This window comes from Herbaspirillum sp. 3R11 (assembly GCF_004563925.1).
Taxonomy (GTDB): domain Bacteria; phylum Pseudomonadota; class Gammaproteobacteria; order Burkholderiales; family Burkholderiaceae_D; genus Herbaspirillum.
This window is the reverse complement of the sequence record NZ_SPNJ01000001.1, coordinates 1370010-1387938: the sequence shown is the minus strand read 5'-3', so window position 1 is coordinate 1387938 and position 17929 is coordinate 1370010. Positions and strand designations below refer to the sequence as shown.

At 62.5% G+C, this 17929-nt stretch carries 13 protein-coding genes; 11 read left to right on the top strand and 2 right to left on the bottom strand.

Annotated elements, in window-relative coordinates; translation table 11 throughout:
• Positions 1-5 precede the first annotated feature (5 nt).
• The 11 genes from E4P32_RS06410 (at position 6) to E4P32_RS06360 (ending at position 11632) form a co-directional block, all read left to right on the top strand.
• Positions 6-647 (top strand): SAM-dependent methyltransferase, encoded by a 642-nt coding sequence (locus E4P32_RS06410; RefSeq protein WP_116432737.1) that lies wholly within the window; start codon positions 6-8, stop codon positions 645-647.
• Positions 644-1324, top strand: a complete 681-nt coding sequence (locus E4P32_RS06405) for a glycosyltransferase (RefSeq protein WP_116432738.1) — start codon at positions 644-646, stop codon at positions 1322-1324. The genes E4P32_RS06410 and E4P32_RS06405 overlap by 4 nt, the downstream gene beginning before the upstream one ends.
• Positions 1325-1695: 371 nt before the next feature.
• On the top strand, positions 1696-2562 hold the full coding sequence (locus tag E4P32_RS06400; RefSeq protein WP_116432739.1) for an STAS domain-containing protein: 867 nt from the start codon (positions 1696-1698) through the stop codon (positions 2560-2562).
• A 7-nt stretch (positions 2563-2569) separates the two neighbouring features.
• Positions 2570-2929, top strand: a complete 360-nt coding sequence (locus tag E4P32_RS06395) for an STAS domain-containing protein (RefSeq protein ID WP_116432740.1) — start codon at positions 2570-2572, stop codon at positions 2927-2929.
• 110 nt (positions 2930-3039) lie between these two features.
• The gene (locus tag E4P32_RS06390) at positions 3040-3393 is read left to right on the top strand and encodes an anti-sigma regulatory factor (RefSeq protein WP_233526604.1); all 354 of its coding nucleotides are present in this window, start codon (positions 3040-3042) and stop codon (positions 3391-3393) included.
• Positions 3393-4418, top strand: coding sequence for an ATP-binding SpoIIE family protein phosphatase (locus E4P32_RS06385; protein ID WP_116432742.1), 1026 nt, complete (start codon positions 3393-3395; stop codon positions 4416-4418). Before E4P32_RS06390 ends, E4P32_RS06385 begins: the two co-directional genes overlap by 1 nt.
• Before the next feature lie 7 nt (positions 4419-4425).
• A complete protein-coding gene (locus tag E4P32_RS06380) occupies positions 4426-5844 on the top strand; it encodes an ATP-binding protein (protein WP_167735651.1) in 1419 nt (472 codons plus the stop codon).
• A gap of 44 nt (positions 5845-5888) precedes the next feature.
• Positions 5889-7796, top strand: coding sequence for a response regulator (locus E4P32_RS06375; RefSeq protein WP_233526540.1), 1908 nt, complete (start codon positions 5889-5891; stop codon positions 7794-7796).
• Between the two features lie 109 nt (positions 7797-7905).
• Entirely contained in the window at positions 7906-8847 is a 942-nt protein-coding gene (locus E4P32_RS06370; RefSeq protein ID WP_116432745.1) for a Ku protein, read from the top strand.
• Positions 8844-11393, top strand: coding sequence for a DNA ligase D (gene ligD, locus E4P32_RS06365; RefSeq protein ID WP_116432746.1), 2550 nt, complete (start codon positions 8844-8846; stop codon positions 11391-11393). The genes E4P32_RS06370 and ligD overlap by 4 nt, the downstream gene beginning before the upstream one ends.
• Positions 11390-11632: a hypothetical protein gene (locus E4P32_RS06360; RefSeq protein ID WP_116432747.1), complete on the top strand. Its 243-nt coding sequence runs from the start codon at positions 11390-11392 to the stop codon at positions 11630-11632. Before ligD ends, E4P32_RS06360 begins: the two co-directional genes overlap by 4 nt.
• Position 11633: 1 nt before the next feature.
• On the opposite strand, the gene E4P32_RS06355 is transcribed toward E4P32_RS06360, so the two are convergent.
• Positions 11634-15506, bottom strand: a complete 3873-nt coding sequence (locus E4P32_RS06355) for an ATP-binding protein (RefSeq protein ID WP_116432748.1) — start codon at positions 15504-15506, stop codon at positions 11634-11636.
• Between the two features lie 235 nt (positions 15507-15741).
• The gene (locus tag E4P32_RS06350; RefSeq protein ID WP_245191841.1) at positions 15742-17907 is read right to left on the bottom strand and encodes an EAL domain-containing protein; all 2166 of its coding nucleotides are present in this window, start codon (positions 17905-17907) and stop codon (positions 15742-15744) included.
• Positions 17908-17929: the final 22 nt, after the last annotated feature.

Sequence of the window (17929 nt, the reverse complement as noted above, 5' to 3'; positions counted from 1 at the left end):
ACGCCATGCGCGCCATCTCTCAAGATTATTTCGACGCACTCTACGACCGCAGCGACGATCCTTGGCGCATCGCCGGCAACTGGTACGAACAGCGCAAGCGCGGACTGATCGGCGCCATGCTGCCGCGCCTGCGCTTTCGCCACGCATTCGAGCCGGCCTGCGGCGGCGGTGAACTCTCGCTCGAACTGGGGCGACGCTGCGACCGGCTCCTGTGCAGCGATTTTTCCGCCACGGCGGTTGAGATCGCGGGTGAACGCTGGCAGCAGGCAGGTGCGATGTTCAGCACCCGCGGCGCGCGCTGCGATGTGCGCTTTGCCCGCATGGCGTTGCCGGGCGAGTGGCCGGCGCAGATGGGCCCGGCGTTCGACTTGATTGTCCTGAGCGAATTCGGCTACTACCTCGACCAGAGAGCATTGGACTCCTTGCCTGCGCTGGTCGACGCTTCGCTGGCGAGTGACGGCGTACTGCTGGCGTGTCACTGGAAGCGCGACTTTGCGCAGCGCGTGCATGGCACGGAGGCGGTGCATGCCGGTTTCGACGCGCTGGACGGATTGCATCGCTGCGGGCGTTACGAAGATGCCGATTTCCTGCTCGACGTCTGGAGCCGGGAGTCGCGCTCGGTGGCAGAACTGGAGGAGCTGACATGATCGGCGTCGTGATCCCCGTGCATAACGAAGAAGACTACCTGCACGCTTGCCTGGCGTCGATGCAACTGGCGATTGCGCATCCCGGCTTGCCGGACGAAGAGGTGCGCGTGCTGGCGGTGCTGGATGCCTGCAGCGACGGCTCAGGCGGCATTGCACAAGGGATGAACATTGAATTTCTCTCCATCGACTCACACAACGTCGGCCTGGCGCGGGCGGCCGGCGCTGCCGCGCTGATGCAGGCCGGCGCGCGTTGGCTGGCGTTTACCGATGCCGACAGCGTAGTGGCGCCGGCCTGGTTGGCGACCCAGCTTGCACTGGCGGTGCAGGACCAAGCCGATGCCGTCTGCGGCACCGTGGCGGTGGACGACTGGTCGGCGCATGGCGAGCGCGCCTCGTTTTTGCGACGGCACTTCCGGGCGACCTATGTCGATCAGGATCAGCATCGCCATATACACGGCGCCAATCTGGGCGTGTCGACTGCGGCATACCGGCTCGCGGGCGGCTTTGCGGCGCTTGCCTGCGGCGAGGACGTGGCGCTGGTGCAGGCGCTGCTTGCCTGCGGCGCCCGCATTTCGTGGAGCGCGGCCCCGCGTGTGACCACCAGCAGCCGCATCGCCAGCCACGCGCGAGGTGGTTTCGGGGACACCTTGTCCGCAGTGGCGATGACGGCTCCATAGGGAAACTTCCGTTTGTCCTACAAGAGAATCGGTGTTCGCTCACCTCCTCAAATCAGGTGGCGATGAGGATACTCGCTGCTTGCGCCTGCAATTGGCGCTGCACAACAAACGCCGTCGAAAAATAGTGTCGCATGACACAAGAACGCGGGCGATCCGCACAGGGGAAGGGGATGTACCTCACTGTCACAATATGGTGTCCGCCAGGCTGCACGCCCGAGCGAGCGCTACCGGTATTCAACCGACTCCAGAACACCGACACCTGCATTCACGTTCGTCGCGGACACTGCGCAGCGGCGCGCCTCACTGATCTATTTTCATTGATCACTTTTTACCGACCGATTTCACATTCATAGAAGAAACAAAGGAACAGCATGTCGACCAATAATGACGCCGCCCAACTGGCAACGCTGATACAAAAATTCAACGAACCGATCCTTCAGGGGTGGTTCGAGCAGCTCAAGTCGAAGGCCATGACCTTCGACTCCGGCGCCGGCGACGCCACGCGCAAGCAATGCGCGCAATTTCTGAGCCTGCTGGGTGCCGCCGCGCAGCGCGGCCAGTTGGAAAATATCGAAGGACGCGAATGGGATGATGTGCGCCAACTGCTGGCTGAGGTGTCGGCCAACCGCGCCCGCCAAGGCGCCACGCCGAGCGAAACTGCGATCTTCGTGTTTTCGCTGAAGCAGGCTTTGTTCCCGTTCCTGCGCAGCGAACTGGAAAAGCAACCGGAGCAGCTGGCCAGCGCCACCTGGTCCATCACCGGCCTGCTTGAGCAACTTGGCCTGTATACCGTGCAAGTATTCCAGGAAAGCCGCGACCGCATCATTGCGCGCCAGCAACAAGAACTGCTGGAACTGTCGACGCCGGTGGTCAAGCTGTGGCAAAACATCCTGGCGCTGCCGCTTATCGGCACGCTCGATAGCGCGCGTACCCAGGTGGTGATGGAAAACCTGCTGCAAAAGATCATCGAAACCGGCGCCGCCATCGCCATCATCGACATCACCGGCGTGCCGACCGTGGATACGCTGGTGGCCCAGCATCTGCTCAAGACCATCGCTGCCGCGCGCCTGATGGGCGCCGACTGCATCATCAGCGGTATCCGTCCGCAGATCGCGCAGACCATTGTGCATCTGGGCGTCAACCTGGAGGACGTGATCACCAAGGCGACTCTGGCCGACGCCTTCCTGATTGCGCTGGAACGCACCGGCGCCAAAATCACGGTCGACAACAAGGGGTAAGCCGAGCATGGAGCGCATTCCCATTCTTCGCATGGGCAAGCTGTTGCTGGTCACCATCCAGGTGGACATGCACGACAGGCTGGCCATGACCTTGCAGGACGATCTGACCGACCGCATCGTCAAGGACGAGGCCAAGGGCGTCCTGATCGACATCTCCGCGCTGGATTTGGTGGATTCTTTCATCGGCCGCATGATCAGCAACACGGCGGCCATGGCGCGCGTACTCGACGCCACGACGGTCGTGGTCGGCATGCAGCCGGCCGTCGCCATCACGCTGGTCGAGCTCGGGCTGACGCTGACCGGTGTAAAAACCGCGCTCAACGTCGAGAAGGGCGTGGCCTTGTTGGAAAAGAGCATGCGCAGATGAGCGGCTACGCAACGCCGGCATTTGCATTCACGCCCAATCTGCTCCCCATCGCCGGAGCCGTGGCCCAGCAATCGCAGACTTTGCCGCTGCACTCCGATGAGCACGTCGTGATGCTCCGGAAAGTGGTGCGCGAGCGCGCCATCGAACTGCAGTTCGGTTTGGTCGACCAGACCAAGCTGGTTACCGCAGCCAGCGAAATCGCGCGCAACACGCTCAAGTACGGCGGTGGTGGCGAAGTGCGCCTGCAGAACCTGGTGATCGGTCTGAAGGCGGGTATCTGCCTCACCTTCGTCGACGACGGCCCCGGCATCGTCGACATGGAGCGTGCCCTGACCGACGGCTTCACCAGCGGCGGCGGTCTGGGGCTCGGACTGGGCGGTGCGCGCCGGCTGGTCGATGATTTTGAAATATGTACCGCGCCTGGAGAAGGCACTGCAGTGATTTTGATCAAGTGGAAGAGATAATGAGCCTCAGGCAACAAGCCTTTACGATTGCCCACGCCAGTGATATTTCTTCGGCGCGCCGTTATGCGGCGTACCTGAGTTCCATGCTCGAGTTCGGTGAAGTCCAGGCGGGGCGGCTGGCGATCATCGTCACCGAAGCCGCCACCAATATCCTCAAGCATGCCGGCGACGGGCTGATGCTGATTACGCCGGTCTCCGGCGAGGCGCGCCAGACGGTAGAAGTGCTGGCGCTGGATCGCGGCAAGGGCATCATCAACATCGGTGAAAGCCTGGCCGACGGGGTGTCCACCAGCGGCACGCAGGGTACAGGACTGGGCGCGATCCGGCGCCTGTCGCGCGCGTTCGACGTCTATTCGGTACCGGGCAAGGGCAGCGCCTTTTATGCGGCGATCGACAGCATCGAAGTTGAAGATACGCCGGGCCGCAGCAAGCGGCCTGTGCGTCTGGTCGAATACGCCGGCATCTGCATCCCGATCGCCAGCGAAGAAGTATGCGGCGACGCCTGGGCTGTGGAAATCGACGACAGCGGCGTCACCATCATGGTGGCCGACGGACTTGGTCACGGACCTGAAGCGGCGCTGGCGTCGGAGGCCGCAGTGCAGGTGGTCAAGGAACGCCCCGGACTGGCCCCGGCCTTGGTCATGGAACATATTCACAAGGCGCTGCGCCCCACACGCGGCGCAGCGGTTGCGGTGGCGCGTCTTGCTGCCGGCAGTGGCGAACTGGTATTCGGCGGCATCGGCAACATTGCCGCCGCTGTGCTGGGTCCTGAAACACGCAAGCAGATGGTGTCGCACAACGGCATCGTCGGACACAACATGCGCAAAGTGCAGGAATTCAGCGCACCATGGCCGCAGGAAGCGGTCTACATCATGTGTTCCGACGGCATTACGACGCAATGGGATATCGCCGGCTATCCTGGTTTGTTCATGCGTCATCCGGCGCTGATTGCCGGCGTGATTTACCGCGATTTTTCGCGTGGACGCGACGACGTGACCGTACTCGTCGTCAAAAGAAATGCATAGGCAAGTCATGATCCATCCGCTTTTCAGTCTCGGCATCGGCAGTGAACAAGACGTCGTCACCGTACGTCAACGCGCACGCGAGGTGTCGGCCATGCTGGAGTTCAGCGGCCAGGACCAGGTGCGCGTGGCGACTGCCGTCTCCGAGCTGGCGCGAACTATTTTTGCGTATGCATCGGGTGGTCAGGTCGAGTTTGAAATCGGCAAAGCCGGTTTGTTGCCGGCGCTGAACATCCGCATCAAAAGCAGCGGCGGGGGGATTCGTACCGCCACCGCTGACACGGCCGCCGCCCGGAACATGCCATGGCGGCAGGATGAAGCGCTGGACGCGGCACTGGTCAGCGCGCAGCGTCTGATGGACGGTTGCGAGGTCACGGAAGATGGCGGTCGCATGCTGGAGATCGCTTTGCACAAGCAGCTGCCCGGCAATGTGTTGCTGACGCCGGAAAAGATTGTCGATATCGTACGCCTGGCCGCGCATCGGCCGGCCGCGAACTCCTATCAAGAGGTACAGCTGCAAAATCGCGAACTGCTCGACACGATGGCGGAGTTGCGCATCAAGCAGGACGATCTGTTGTCACTCACGCAAGAATTGGAAGATACCAACCGCGGCGTCCTGGCGCTGTATGCCGAGATTGAAGAGAAGGCCGAACGCCTGCGCGAAGCCGACGTGATGAAATCGCGCTTCCTTTCCAACACCAGCCACGAGCTGCGCACGCCGCTGAGCTCGATTCGCGCGCTGTCGCAGATCTTGCTCGACCGCATCGACGGCGAGCTCACCGGCGAACAGGAAAAGCAGATCCAGTTCATCAACCAGGCTGCCACCAATCTGTCTGACCTGGTGAATGATTTGCTGGACCTGGCCAAGATCGAAGCCGGCAAGACCGAAATCAACAGCAGCAGCTTCACCATCGGCACCTTGTTCAGCACCTTGCGCGGCATGCTGCGACCTCTGTCGGAAAAGGCCACCGTGGAATTGTTCTTCGACGAGCCGGGGACGCTGGAGATGATCACCGATGAAGGAAAACTGTCGCAGATTCTGCGCAACTTCATCTCCAACGCGCTCAAGTTTACCGAAGAGGGTTCGGTGCGCGTCTCCGCCACCGCGGACATTGCCGTGCAGACCATTCGCTTCAACGTAGCCGACACGGGCATTGGCATCGCACCTGAAAACCTGCAATTCGTCTTCGAGGAATTCAGCCAGATCGAAAGTCCGCTGCAGCGCCGTGTCAAGGGCACCGGACTCGGCCTGCCGCTTTGCCGCAAGTTGGCGGCGTCGCTGGGCGGCCATGTCGAACTGGCCAGCGAACTTGGTAAGGGTTCGGTATTTTCCGTAGTGTTGCCTCTGGTATATCAACCCGCACCACATGACGGCGCCCGTCGCGCCGAGCCTCCCATCACAGCATCATCCGTAAAAGGCTCATCATGACTTCGCCCGCGACCCCGCCTACGAATTTCCCCACGAATTTGCCGGTGAATTTGCCGATTCCAGCACTGATCCTCAACGTCGACGACGATGACGGCGCGCGCTATGCCAAAACACGCATCCTGCAAGTCGCCGGTTTCAACGTCATCGAAGCCGCCAACGGCGCCGACGCACTCGCTCTCGTAGAGAGCAGGACACCCGATCTGGTATTGCTGGATGTGAAATTGCCCGATATCAACGGCCTCGAAGTCTGCCGTCGCATCAAGGCCGAGCCATCGTCAGCCACCGTGCTGGTGCTGCAGACTTCAGCCGCCCTGACCGGTCGCGCCGACAAGGTGCGCGGCCTCGAAGGCGGCGCCGATAACTATCTGGCCGCACCGATCGGCGCCGATGAACTGGTCGCCAACGTCAATGCCTTGTTGCGTCTGCGCCATACCCAGGCGGCGCTGGTGGAATCTCAGGAACGATTCCGCGAGCTGGCCGAAAACATCACCGACGTCTTCTGGATGTTTTCGCTGGACGAGCATGCCTTGCTGTACGTCAGCCCCGCCTATGAATTACTGTGGGGACGCACGCTGAGCACGCTCACGGACGACGCCGGCGCCTGGCTGGCCGCCGTGCATCCGGAAGACATCATCCACGTCCGCAACAGTTTCGATGCGATGTTCAGCGAGCAGCGTTTCGACGAGCAGTACCGTATCACCTTGCCGTCGGGTCAACTACGCTGGGTGCGCGACCGCGCTTTCCCGGTGCGCGACGCGTCGGGCGAGTTCTATCGCATGGCACGCATTACCAGCGACATCACTGCGACCAAGGAAGCCGAACGCGCCTTGCGCGAAGCGGACCTTCACAAGGACGAGTTCATCGCCACGCTGGCGCATGAGCTACGCAATCCGCTGGGTCCCATCCGCAACGCCATCGCCGTCATGCGCCAGGTCGCGCCGCCGGAACTCAAGCCGTTGTCGGCAGCCTATGGCGTGGTGTCGCGTCAGGTCGACCACATGGCGCACCTGATCAACGACCTGCTGGACGTGGCCCGCATTTCGCACGGCAAGATCGCGCTCAAGATGGCGCAAATGAGCGTCGACGACATCCTCGAAGCGGCGTTGGAAACCTCGGTCCCTTTCATCGAAGAACGTGGCCATGTATTGGAAGTGAGCAAGAATCACGGCAACGCCATCTTGCAAGGCGATGCAATCCGGCTGGCGCAGGCGCTGGGCAATCTGCTCCACAATGCCGCCAAATACACGCCTTACGGCGGTACGATCAAGGTCGCCACCACCGCCGGCCCCGGCAATATGATCAGCATTACCGTGAGCGACAACGGCATCGGCATTCCGGTGGAACGCGCAAGCAGTATCTTCCAGATGTTTGCGCAAGGCGATACTGCCCCCGATCGTGCGCAGGATGGACTTGGCATCGGCCTGCCGCTGGTCAGACAGATTGCCGAGTTGCACAAGGGCGCAGTACGCATGGAGAGTCGCGGCCAAGGGCAGGGCAGCGCCTTTGTCCTGGTCTTGCCTGCGGAACAAGCGGTACGTGAAGACGGTGCAACAGAGGACGCCGCCGCCGGCGACAGTGCCGAGGCTTCGGTGCGCAAGGTGTTGATCGTCGACGACAACGCCGACGCCGCTGAAATGATGGCAATGCTGCTGTCGTCCTACGGTCACCAGGTGCAGACTGCCGGCGATGCCGAGTCGACGCTGCGCATCGCCAACGAATTTGTCCCTGATGTGATCCTGCTCGATATCGGCCTGCCAGGCACGGACGGCCATACGGTCGCGCGCATCTTGCGGCGCGATCCGCGCTTCCTTGGCACCATACTGATTGCGTTGACGGGCTACGGTTCGGCGCGCGATCGAGAGCGTTCACTGGAATCCGGGTTCGATCACCACGTGGTCAAGCCGGCGCAGATTGATCAGTTGCTGGCGCTCATCGGCACGCCGGACGAGTGATTCGAAGCAGGTCGGCGTCGGCGGCCGTCTGACAAGGCATTCAGCCGATTGCTGACTGAATCGGCGACGGCTTTGCGCGATACTTTTCCCACTATCGGGAAAGGCCATCATGCGACGAGCACTGTGGAAGGGCGCAATCAGTTTCGGACTGATCAACATACCGGTCGAGCTGTTCACGGCCGAGAAGCATGACGAACTCGACTTCACCATGCTGGACAAGCGCGACCTGTCCCCGGTCGGCTACAAGCGCATCAGCAAGAAAACCGGCAAGGAAGTGGTCTGGGACAATATCGTCAAAGGCTACGAGTATGAAGACGGCAAATACGTGTTGCTGTCCGACGAAGACCTGCGTCGCGCCAACGTCGAAGCCACCCAGACCATCGACATCGAATCCTTCGTCGATGCGGTCCAGATTCCGATCACCTACTACGAACAGCCGTATTACCTGGCGCCCCTGAAAAGCGGCGCCAAGGCCTACGCCTTGCTGCGCGAGACGCTGCGCAAGAGCGGCAAGGTGGCGCTGGCGCGCATCGTCATCCGCACCCGCCAGCACATCGCCGCGCTGACGCCGTTCGACGACATCATCAACCTGATCACCTTGCGCTATCCGGCCGAGCTGCGTGCGCCGGACGATTTGCCGGTGCCCGACGCCAATCCGAAAAAGGCCGGCATCAGCGCCAAGGAGGTCGAGATGGCGCAGTCGCTGGTGGAAAGCATGTCCGGCGACTGGGATCCGGAGTCGCTGCGCGACACTTACCGCGATGACATCCTGGCAATGGTGCAAAAGAAAATCAAGAGCCGCCAGACCCACGAGATTGCCGAGCCGGAAGACGATGAAGACAGCGAGGAAGACAGCAAGCCGCGCACCAGCGCCAAGGTCATCGATCTGATGGCCTTGCTCAAGCAGAGCATCGACGGCAAAGGCAAGAGCACGGGCAACAAGCAAGCTGCCCCGGCCGCAAAGCGTACCAAAGCGACCACCAAGCCCGCAACCAAGTCTGCCACCAAAGCCCGCACCAGGACCGCGTCGGCAGCGCGGGCACGCGCATGAGCCTGGCTCGTTACCGCGCCAAGCGTGATTTCAAGATCACGCCCGAGCCGCCGCCTGCGCCGGTTGTGCGCCGGGCCGGCAAGACGCTCAGCTACTTCATCCAGCGCCATCACGCGCGCGCCTTGCACTACGACTTTCGCCTCGAGGTCGGCGGCGTACTCAAGAGCTGGGCGGTGCCCAAAGGGCCGAGCCTGGATCCGCACGACAAGCGGCTCGCGGTGCACGTGGAAGACCATCCCTACGACTATGGCAGCTTTGAAGGCCGCATCCCGGCGCACCAGTACGGCGCCGGCGAGGTGGTGCTGTGGGACCGCGGCGAATGGCTGCCGTTGGGCGACCCGGTGGCCGGCCTCAAAAAGGGCCATCTGGAATTCGAACTGCGCGGCGCCAAGCTGAACGGGCGTTGGAATTTGGTGCGCATGGGCAAACCGGCGGACAAGGATGGCAAGGCCAAAGAGAACTGGCTGCTGATCAAGGAAAAGGACGACGCCGCGCGCGAAGGGAAGCAAGCCGATATCACCGGCCTGCGGCCGGAAAGCGTGGCGGATGCACCGGCGGAGACATCTGAAAAGAGCGCTGAAAAGCCTGCCACATCTGCGCCGAAAAAACGCAAAGGCCGTCGCGCCGCCATGCCCGACAAGGTCGACGTACAACTGGCGACCTTGGCCGAGCACGCCCCCGAAGGCGACGAATGGCTCAGCGAAATGAAGTTCGACGGTTACCGCGGCCTGTGCCGGATCGAAGGCGGCAAGGCGCGCATCTTCACGCGCGAACAACTGGATTGGAGCAAGCGCTGGCCGCAACTCACGCAGGCGCTGGCGGCGCTCAAGGTCGATGAAGCCTGGATCGACGGCGAAGTGGTGGCCCTGCTTGATGACGGCAGCATCAGTTTCGAAGCGCTGCAGGATCAGGCCGGCTATGACGGCGTCACGCTGGCGATGTACGTGTTCGACCTGCTGTGGCTGAACGGCGAAGACCTGCGCGACATGCCGCTGCTGGAACGCAAGCGCCTGCTGCGCGAAGTGGTGCCGGGCGTGGACGACAGCGGCCTGATCCGGTTTAGTGAGCACATCGTCGGCGACGCCGCCGAAGTCTATCGCCATGCCTGCCTGCACGGCGTGGAAGGCACCGTGGTCAAGCGTGTCGATGCCGCCTACGCAGGTCGGCGCGATCGCAGCTGGCTCAAATTGAAATGCTCCCTGCGTCAGGAATTCGTCATCGCCGGCTACACCGATCCGGCCGGCAGCCGTGTCGGTTTCGGCGCATTGCTGGTGGGCGTGCATGATGCCGGGACCGGGGAATTGCGTTATGCCGGTCGCGTCGGCACCGGCTTCGACGACCGCAAGCTGGCGCAGTTGCTCAAGCGCTTCAAGACCCTGGAGCGAGATGAACCTGCCTTCGTCGATCCGCCAAGAGGTCGCCTGGCGCACGGCGTGCACTGGCTGGCGCCCAAGATGGTGGCGGAAGTGAAGTTCGCCCAATGGACCAAATCAGGCATCCTGCGCCATGGCGCGTTTGTAGCGTTGCGCGAAGACAAGAAGGCGGAAGAGATCGTGCGCGAAGGTGCAAAGGTGGTGAAGGCGGGCGCGAAGGATGCGCCGAAAACCAAGGGAACGCGCAAGCCTGCCGCCAGTTCCGCCTCTGAGACATTCGAAGGCATGCGCCTGACGCATCCCGACAAGTTGTTGTTTACCGATCCCGACCTGACCAAGCGCGACCTCGCACACTACTACGTGGCCGTCGCCGACTGGCTGCTGCCGCATGTGCAACGACGCCCGATGACCATGGTGCGCTGTCCCGAGGGCAGCGTCGGCAAATGCTTCTTCCAGCGTCATATTGGCCAGGGCGCACCCGCTGCGGTGGAAAAGATCGAAGTGCCGGAAGGCGAGGGCAGCGCCGACTACATGATGGTCAACGACGTCGCAGGCCTGGTCGCCACTGTGCAGATGGGGGTGCTGGAGCTGCATACCTGGGGTTCGCGCGAAGGCAAACTGATGCAGCCCGATCGCGTCACCTTCGATCTCGACCCGGCGCCTGACGTCCCGTGGAACAAGGTGGTGGACGGCGCCCGGCTGGTGCACGGCCTGCTCAATGAAATCGGCCTGCGCAGTTTCGTCAAAACCTCGGGCGGCAAAGGCTTGCACGTGGTGGTGCCGATCGTGCCGGAACACGACTGGGACATCGTCAAGGAATGGTCGCGCAGCGTCGCCGAGCATATGGCGCAAGTGCTGCCGGACTATTTCACCGCAAAGATGGCAAAGGCGGCGCGCCACGGCAAGATCTTCATCGACTACCTGCGCAACGCGGCGGGGGCCACTACGGTTGCGGCGTACTCCCCGCGCGCCCGGCTCGGCGCGCCGGTGTCGGTGCCGTTGACCTGGGACGAACTGGGCGGCAAGTCACGCGCGGACAGTTTTACCGTGGTCACCGTGCCGAAGCGGCTGGATTCGCTCAAGCGCGATCCCTGGCACGACTACGCCGGTACGAAGCAGCGCCTCACCAAAAAAATCCTGTCGTTGTTCAATACCGAAAAGGAGTCATCATGACCGTACCCATCGATCTGCCCGGCGGCGAGTATTTGCCGGAGCTCAGCAGCCCCTCCCTCCAGGCCGGCATTGCGCGTCTCGGCCCGTCGCGCTACCGCGGCATCGTGCTGGTGGACGGCGGCTACCAGCCAAGCTACAGCTGCCTGGAGATCCGCGCCACCGAGATGGCGGCGATCTGCGATGCGCAGGAGTTCATTGCCATGCAGGCCGCCGAGACTTGCAAGCAGCGTCGCGCCTGACTCAGGCCGGATCCGCTCCAGCAGGGGCGCCGACCGCCACGCTGCCGAGCAGGTCGGCAGCCGGTGTTGCGGCCGATGCGGCCAGCGTGCTGCGAATGAGTTCTTCCACCACATCGATGTCCACCGGCTTGACCAGATGATGGTCGAAGCCGGCCTGCAGCGAACGCAGTTTGTCGCTGGCCTGGCCGTAGCCCGTCAGCGCGATCAGGCTGATGCCCTCCAGATGCGGCATGGCGCGCAGATGGCCTGCGACTTCGTAACCGTCCATGATGGGCAGGCCGATATCCAGCAGGGCGATGCGCGGCGTGAAATGCTTGACGATATCGAGCGCCGACGGCCCGTCATAGGCGATGCGGATTTCATGTCCCTGCATGGACAGCAGCTCGCCCAGGATCTGCGCAGCGTCGAGGTTGTCGTCGACGATCAGGATGGCGCAGCCTTCGTCCGCCGGTGGCAGCGCCTGCAGGCTTTCGGCCGTCAGCGGCAGCAGGATGGGCGTGGTGTCGCTGAGCACCGCCGGCAGCTTGATCGTGAAGACGCTGCCCGCGCCGGGACCGGCGCTGAATACATGCACCGAACCGCCGTGCAGTTCGGTCAGGCTGCGCACGATTGCCAGGCCGAGGCCGAGGCCGCCGCCGGCGCGGTCGATGGCCTGGGTTTCCTGAGCGAACATGTCAAATACGTGCGGCAGCATGTTGGAGCGAATGCCGATGCCGTTGTCGCGTACTTCCACCACAATCTGATTGTGGTCCAGCGTGGCGTCGACGCGGATATGGCCACGATTCTCCGTGTACTTGCAGGCGTTGGTCAGCAGATTGGCGAGCACCTGGGTCAGGCGTTCCGGATCGGCGTGCACCTGCAGACCCTGCGCCGGAACGTTGAGGGTGAGGCGGTGCTGGCGCTCCTCCAGCAGCGGGCTGGCGGTTTCGATGGCCTTGGAGATGATGTCGGCGATTTCGAGCTTTTTCTTCTGCAGGTTGACCTTGCCCTGCGCCACCCGCGACACATCCAGCAAATCATCCACCAGCCGCACCAGATGGCGGGCCTGACGTTCGATGACGCTGCATTCCTTTTCCATGCCGCCACCGCCGCGCAGACGCATCAGATGCACGGCCGTCAGGATAGGCGTGAGCGGATTGCGCAGTTCATGGCCAAGCATGGCGAGGAATTCGTCCTTGGTGCGGTTCGCGACTTCAGCGGTCTGGCGCGCACGGGTCAGGTCGGTGACTTCAAAGGCGACCACTGCAATACCCTCGATGCTGCCATCGGTCTTGAGCATCGGCTGATAGACGAAATCGAAGAAGCGTTCTTCTGCCTCGCCCGGGCTGCGCCGCAGCATTACGCCGATTGAGCGTCCGATATAGGGCTCGGCGGTGCGGTAGACGTTGTCGAGCAGGTCGAGCACCACCTGGCCTTCCAGTTCCGGCAGCGATTCACGGACGGTGCGGCCGATGATGGGGCGATTGCCGACCAGCTCCTGGTAAGGCGCGTTGGCCAGTTCGAAGACATGATTGGGGCCGCGCGTGATGGCGATGGCCACCGGTGCCTGCGCGAAAATCGTCGCCATGCGGTCGGCATGGCGCTTTTCCATGGCGCGGATCTGCGAACGCAGCAGCATGGATTCGATGCGGGCGATCAGTTCCCGGCTGGAAAACGGCTTGACCAGGTAATCGTCGGCGCCGGCGGCCAGTCCCTCAAGCCGCGCCTCTTCGCCGGAACGTGCGGACAGCAGGAAAAACGGGATGTCCTTGCTCGCATCATCGCTGCGCAGCGCAGTGAGCAGGCCGAAACCGTCGAGCTGCGGCATCATGACATCGGACAGGATCAGGTCGGGCGGATTGGCGCGTACGGACTCCAGCGCCTCGACGCCGTTGCCGACCGCTTCAATGCGCCAGTGCGATTGCAGCAGATTGCACAGGTAGTCGCGCATGTCGGCGTTGTCGTCGGCCACCAGGATGCGGGCGCCTGCCGACAATACCTGGTTGGCGCGCGTGGGCTCGGCGGCGATGGCTTCATCTGGTTCGGCGGCATTGCTCGTCTTCACGCCGCCCCAGCGGTTCGCTTCGGCGGCGTAGGCGTCGGCCAGTGCACTTCTGCTGGAGTTGACCGGATCGATCGAGTCGACCACGCGATCGGCCGGCAGGTGTTCGCGTCCGGCCGGAATCGTCAGCGTGAACGACGAACCTTGCTGCAAGTTGCTGTCGACCTCGATCAGGCCTCCCTGCAGCGTGACGAGATCGCGCACCAGCGCCAGCCCGATGCCCGAGCCTTCATGGGTGCGCGACTGGGAACCTTCGATGCGATGGAAACGCTTGAACACCAGCGGCAGTTGCTCGCTGGCGATGCCGACGCCGGTGTCGATGACGGTCAGGCTGATGTGGTCGCCATGGCCCCTGAGGCGGATGCCGATCTTGCCGGCGAAGGTGAACTTGTAGGCGTTGGAGAGCAGGTTGAGAACGATCTTTTCCCACATGCCGGGGTCGACGTAAGTCGTTTCAGCCAACGGCGGGCAGTCCACCTCGAACGTCAGTCCCGCGCCTTCGATGGTGGAGCGGAAGGTGCTTGCCAGGTCGGCGGTGAACGCCGCCAGGTCGATCTGCACGTATGACGCCTGCGTGCGGCCGGCCTGGATACGCGAGAAATCGAGCAGGGAATTGACCAGCCGTTGCAGGCGCAAGGCATTGCGCCGAAGCATTTCGGCACGTTCCTGTTGCGCCGCCGGCAGGCTGTGCTCCTTGTCGGCCAGCATGTCGTCCAGCGGACCGAGCATCAACGTCAGCGGCGTACGGAATTCGTGGCTGACATTGCTGAAAAAAGTAGTCTTGGCCTGGTCCAGTTCGGCCAGCAGGTCGGCGCGCTGCTTTTCGGCTTCGACCGTACGGGCGTTCTGGATGGCCATGCCGACCTGGCCCGCAAGCAAGTCGAAGAAGGTCGCGTAGTCCTCATCCAGCGGACGGGTCGGGTTGACGCCGCAGATCAGCACCCCGAGCGGATGCTCCTGTCCGGGCGTTTGCAGCGGTATCATGACGGCCTGGCGCAGCCGCTGGTCGGCCAATCCGAGCGGCAGCGTATCGACGCCGCTGACATCCACCACGATTTTTTCACCGCTGCTCAGTACCTGATTGAACGGCCAGAACGCGCTGTCGTCGCTGTCGCAAATGTCAGCGCTGTCGGGCGCCACCAGGTTCAGCGGCAAGACGTTCACGCTTTGCTCGCGCAACACCTGGCGGCGACCGCAATCGGTCAGGTACAGCAGCGCGAACGGAATGTCGTCCGGATTATGGGCGAGGATGGCAGCGGCCGTGGCGCAGGCGCCGGCGGCGGTTTTTTCGATCAGGGCGCGTTGGGCCAGGTCGGACAGGGTGCGCAGGCGACGCGCATTGAGATGCTTGGACGTCATCTCGGCATTGGTGCAGAACAAGCCGGCGACTTTGCCTGATTCATCACGGATCGGGCTGTAGGAGAAGGAGAAGTAGTTTTCTTCAGGACCGTAATCGCGGCTCATGAACAGCCGGATATCGTCCACCAGCGGCGCTTCGGCATGCTTGAACACGCGTTCGGCCAGCGGTCCGCAGATATCCCAGATTTCCGCCCATACCTCGGTGACCGGACGGCCCAGCGCCCACGGGTGCTTGGATTCGCTGAGCACGGCAATGTAGGCGTCGTTGTAAAAGAAGGTGGCGTCCTCACCCCAGCCCAGCCACATCGGCTGGCGCGAGTTGATCATCAGGCTGATGGAGGTCTTCAGGCTCTGCGGCCAGTTGTCGATCGGGCCCAGCGGCGTGGCGGACCAGTCGTGTTCCAGTATCAGTTGTCCCAGGGTCCCTGTGCCCTGGAGGAAACTGTACTGCGTCAATGTGGCGTCAAGCTTCATGTGCAGCCTCTGTATTCACCTTGGTGGAGCATTTTTTTTGGATTTTGAATAGTGAATCTTCTGACCTGAGGAATCAGTCTCCGGTCGAACGGCGGGTGCGGAAGGTTCGGACGACAGAGGGATTTCTTCGCCTGCTATGTTACGAAGATTTTGAAGAAAAGGGGGCGCTCGCCGCGCTCGCAGCGAACTTTCTTACCGGGGATTCAGTGTTTGTCCTACAAGAAATGTTGTCATTTCAGACAGGCTGGGCGGAGCGCTCCCATTCACCCAACCAGGCGCCCAGCGCATCGGCCGGCATCGGTCGTGCGATGCCGTAGCCTTGCGCCAGTTCGCAGCCGATCTTGAGCAGCTTGGCTGCGTGCTGCTCGGTTTCCACGCCTTCGGCGATGACCTTGCGCCCGAACGCCTTGGCCAGGCCGATCACGCCACGCACGATGGCAAGATCTTCGCGGTCGCTCAGCATGTCGCGCACGAAGCTCTGGTCGATCTTCAGCATGCAGGCCGGCAACCGTTTGAGGTAAGTCAGCGACGAATAGCCGGTGCCGAAGTCGTCGATGGAGAAGTGCACGCCGAGCTGACGGCACGACAGCATCACGCGCGAGACCGCTTCGATGTCTTTCATGGCGCTGGTTTCCAGGATTTCGAGCTCAAGGTCGCCGGGCTCGATATGCGGATAGCGCGCCAGCAATTCACGCAGCACCGCCGGGAAGCGCGAATCCTGCAGCTGATTCGGCGCCAGGTTGATGCTCACTGGCATGCGGATGCCGGCCTGGCGCCATTGCTCCATCTGCGCCAGCGCATGGCCGGCTACCCAGATGCCGATGTCTTCGTTGAGATGATGGCCTTCGATCAGCGGCAGGAACAGCCCCGGCGCCAGCAGGCCGCGCTCCGGATGCTGCCAGCGCAGCAGCGCTTCGACGCCGACTACGGTCCGGGTTTTCATGTTGACCTTGGGCTGGTAATGCAGTACCAGCTCGTTGTTTTCGAGCGCTTCGGTCAAGCGGCGCACATAGATATGGCGGCTCTTGTCTTCGGCTTCGCGGAAGGCGTCGAACAGGTGATAGCGGTTCTTGCCGGCTTGTTTGGCTTCGTACATGGCGAGATCGGCGTGGCGCATCAGCTGATCTTCGCTGACCTCGTCGTGCGGATACGTCGTCACGCCGATGCTGGCGGTGACTTCCAGGCGCTTGTCGTCGATATGGACCGGGATGGCGCAGGCCTTGAGGATGCGGTCCAGCACGCGTTTGAGCTTGGTATTGCTGTCGATGTCGACCAGCATCGCGACGAACTCGTCGCCACCGATGCGTGCCAGCGTGTCGGTGTCGCGCAGGGTGCCGGCGATGCGTTTTGAAATCGCCACCAGCAGCGCGTCGCCGACGTCATGACCGTGCTGGTCGTTGATCTGCTTGAAGCCGTCGAGGTCAAGGTACAGCACCGCAAGCGGTTTGCCGCTGCGCTTGCTCAGGGCGATCGCCTGGCGCAAGCGGTCCGACAGCAGCAATCGGTTGGGCAGGTCGGTGAGCGCATCGAAATGCGCCAGGTGTTCGAGCTGTTCCTGATGGCGGCGCAGCATGCTGATGTCGCGCGCGATCTTGGATGCGCCGACGATGTTGCCCTCGCGGTCGCGGATCGGCGAGATAGTGACCGACACGTGGATGCGATTGCCGTTCTTGTGGATGCGTACGGTTTCAAAGTGTTCGACCTTTTCACCGGCGAGGATTTTGCCGAGGATGAAGGTCTCTTCCTCGATGCGATCCTGGGGAAACAGGCGCAACATGGGTTGGCCCAGCATTTCCTTTTCGGTATAGCCGAAGATGGCCTCGGCGGCACGGTTCCAGCTGCTGATGCGGCCTTGCAGGTTTTTCGAGATGATGGCGTCGTCGGAACTGTCGACCAGCGCGCGGAACTGCTCCGCGGCAACTTCGAGATTGACCTGTTTGCTGATGTCACGGGCGATGGTGGAGGCGCCGATGACATCGCCATCCTTGCCGCGCACGGGAGAAATTGACACCGACACGTGCACCTGCGAGCCGTCCTTGTGGATGCGGACGGTGTCGAACGGCGCCACATGCTCGCCGTTGAGGAGGCGTTCGAGGAGGTAATACTCCTCGTCCAGCCGCTCGATCGGGAACAGGCGTAGCAGCGGCCGGCCCAGCATTTCCTTTTCGGTATAGCCGAACAGGCGCTCGGCGCCTTCGTTCCAGCTGGTGACGATGCCGTTCAAGCTCTTGCCGATGATGGCGTCGCCGGAAGATTGCACGATGGCCTGGAAGCGGTCGTCTGCGACGCTGCCTCCGATCGAAACGACCACCGGTTTGAGCCGCAATTTTGGCGGGCGCCGGTGTTGCATGCCACCGTTGGTCCGGGCTGCAGAGACGCTGTCGCACTGATGAGTTTTCATGGAAGCGGTCCTTTGCAAGGTA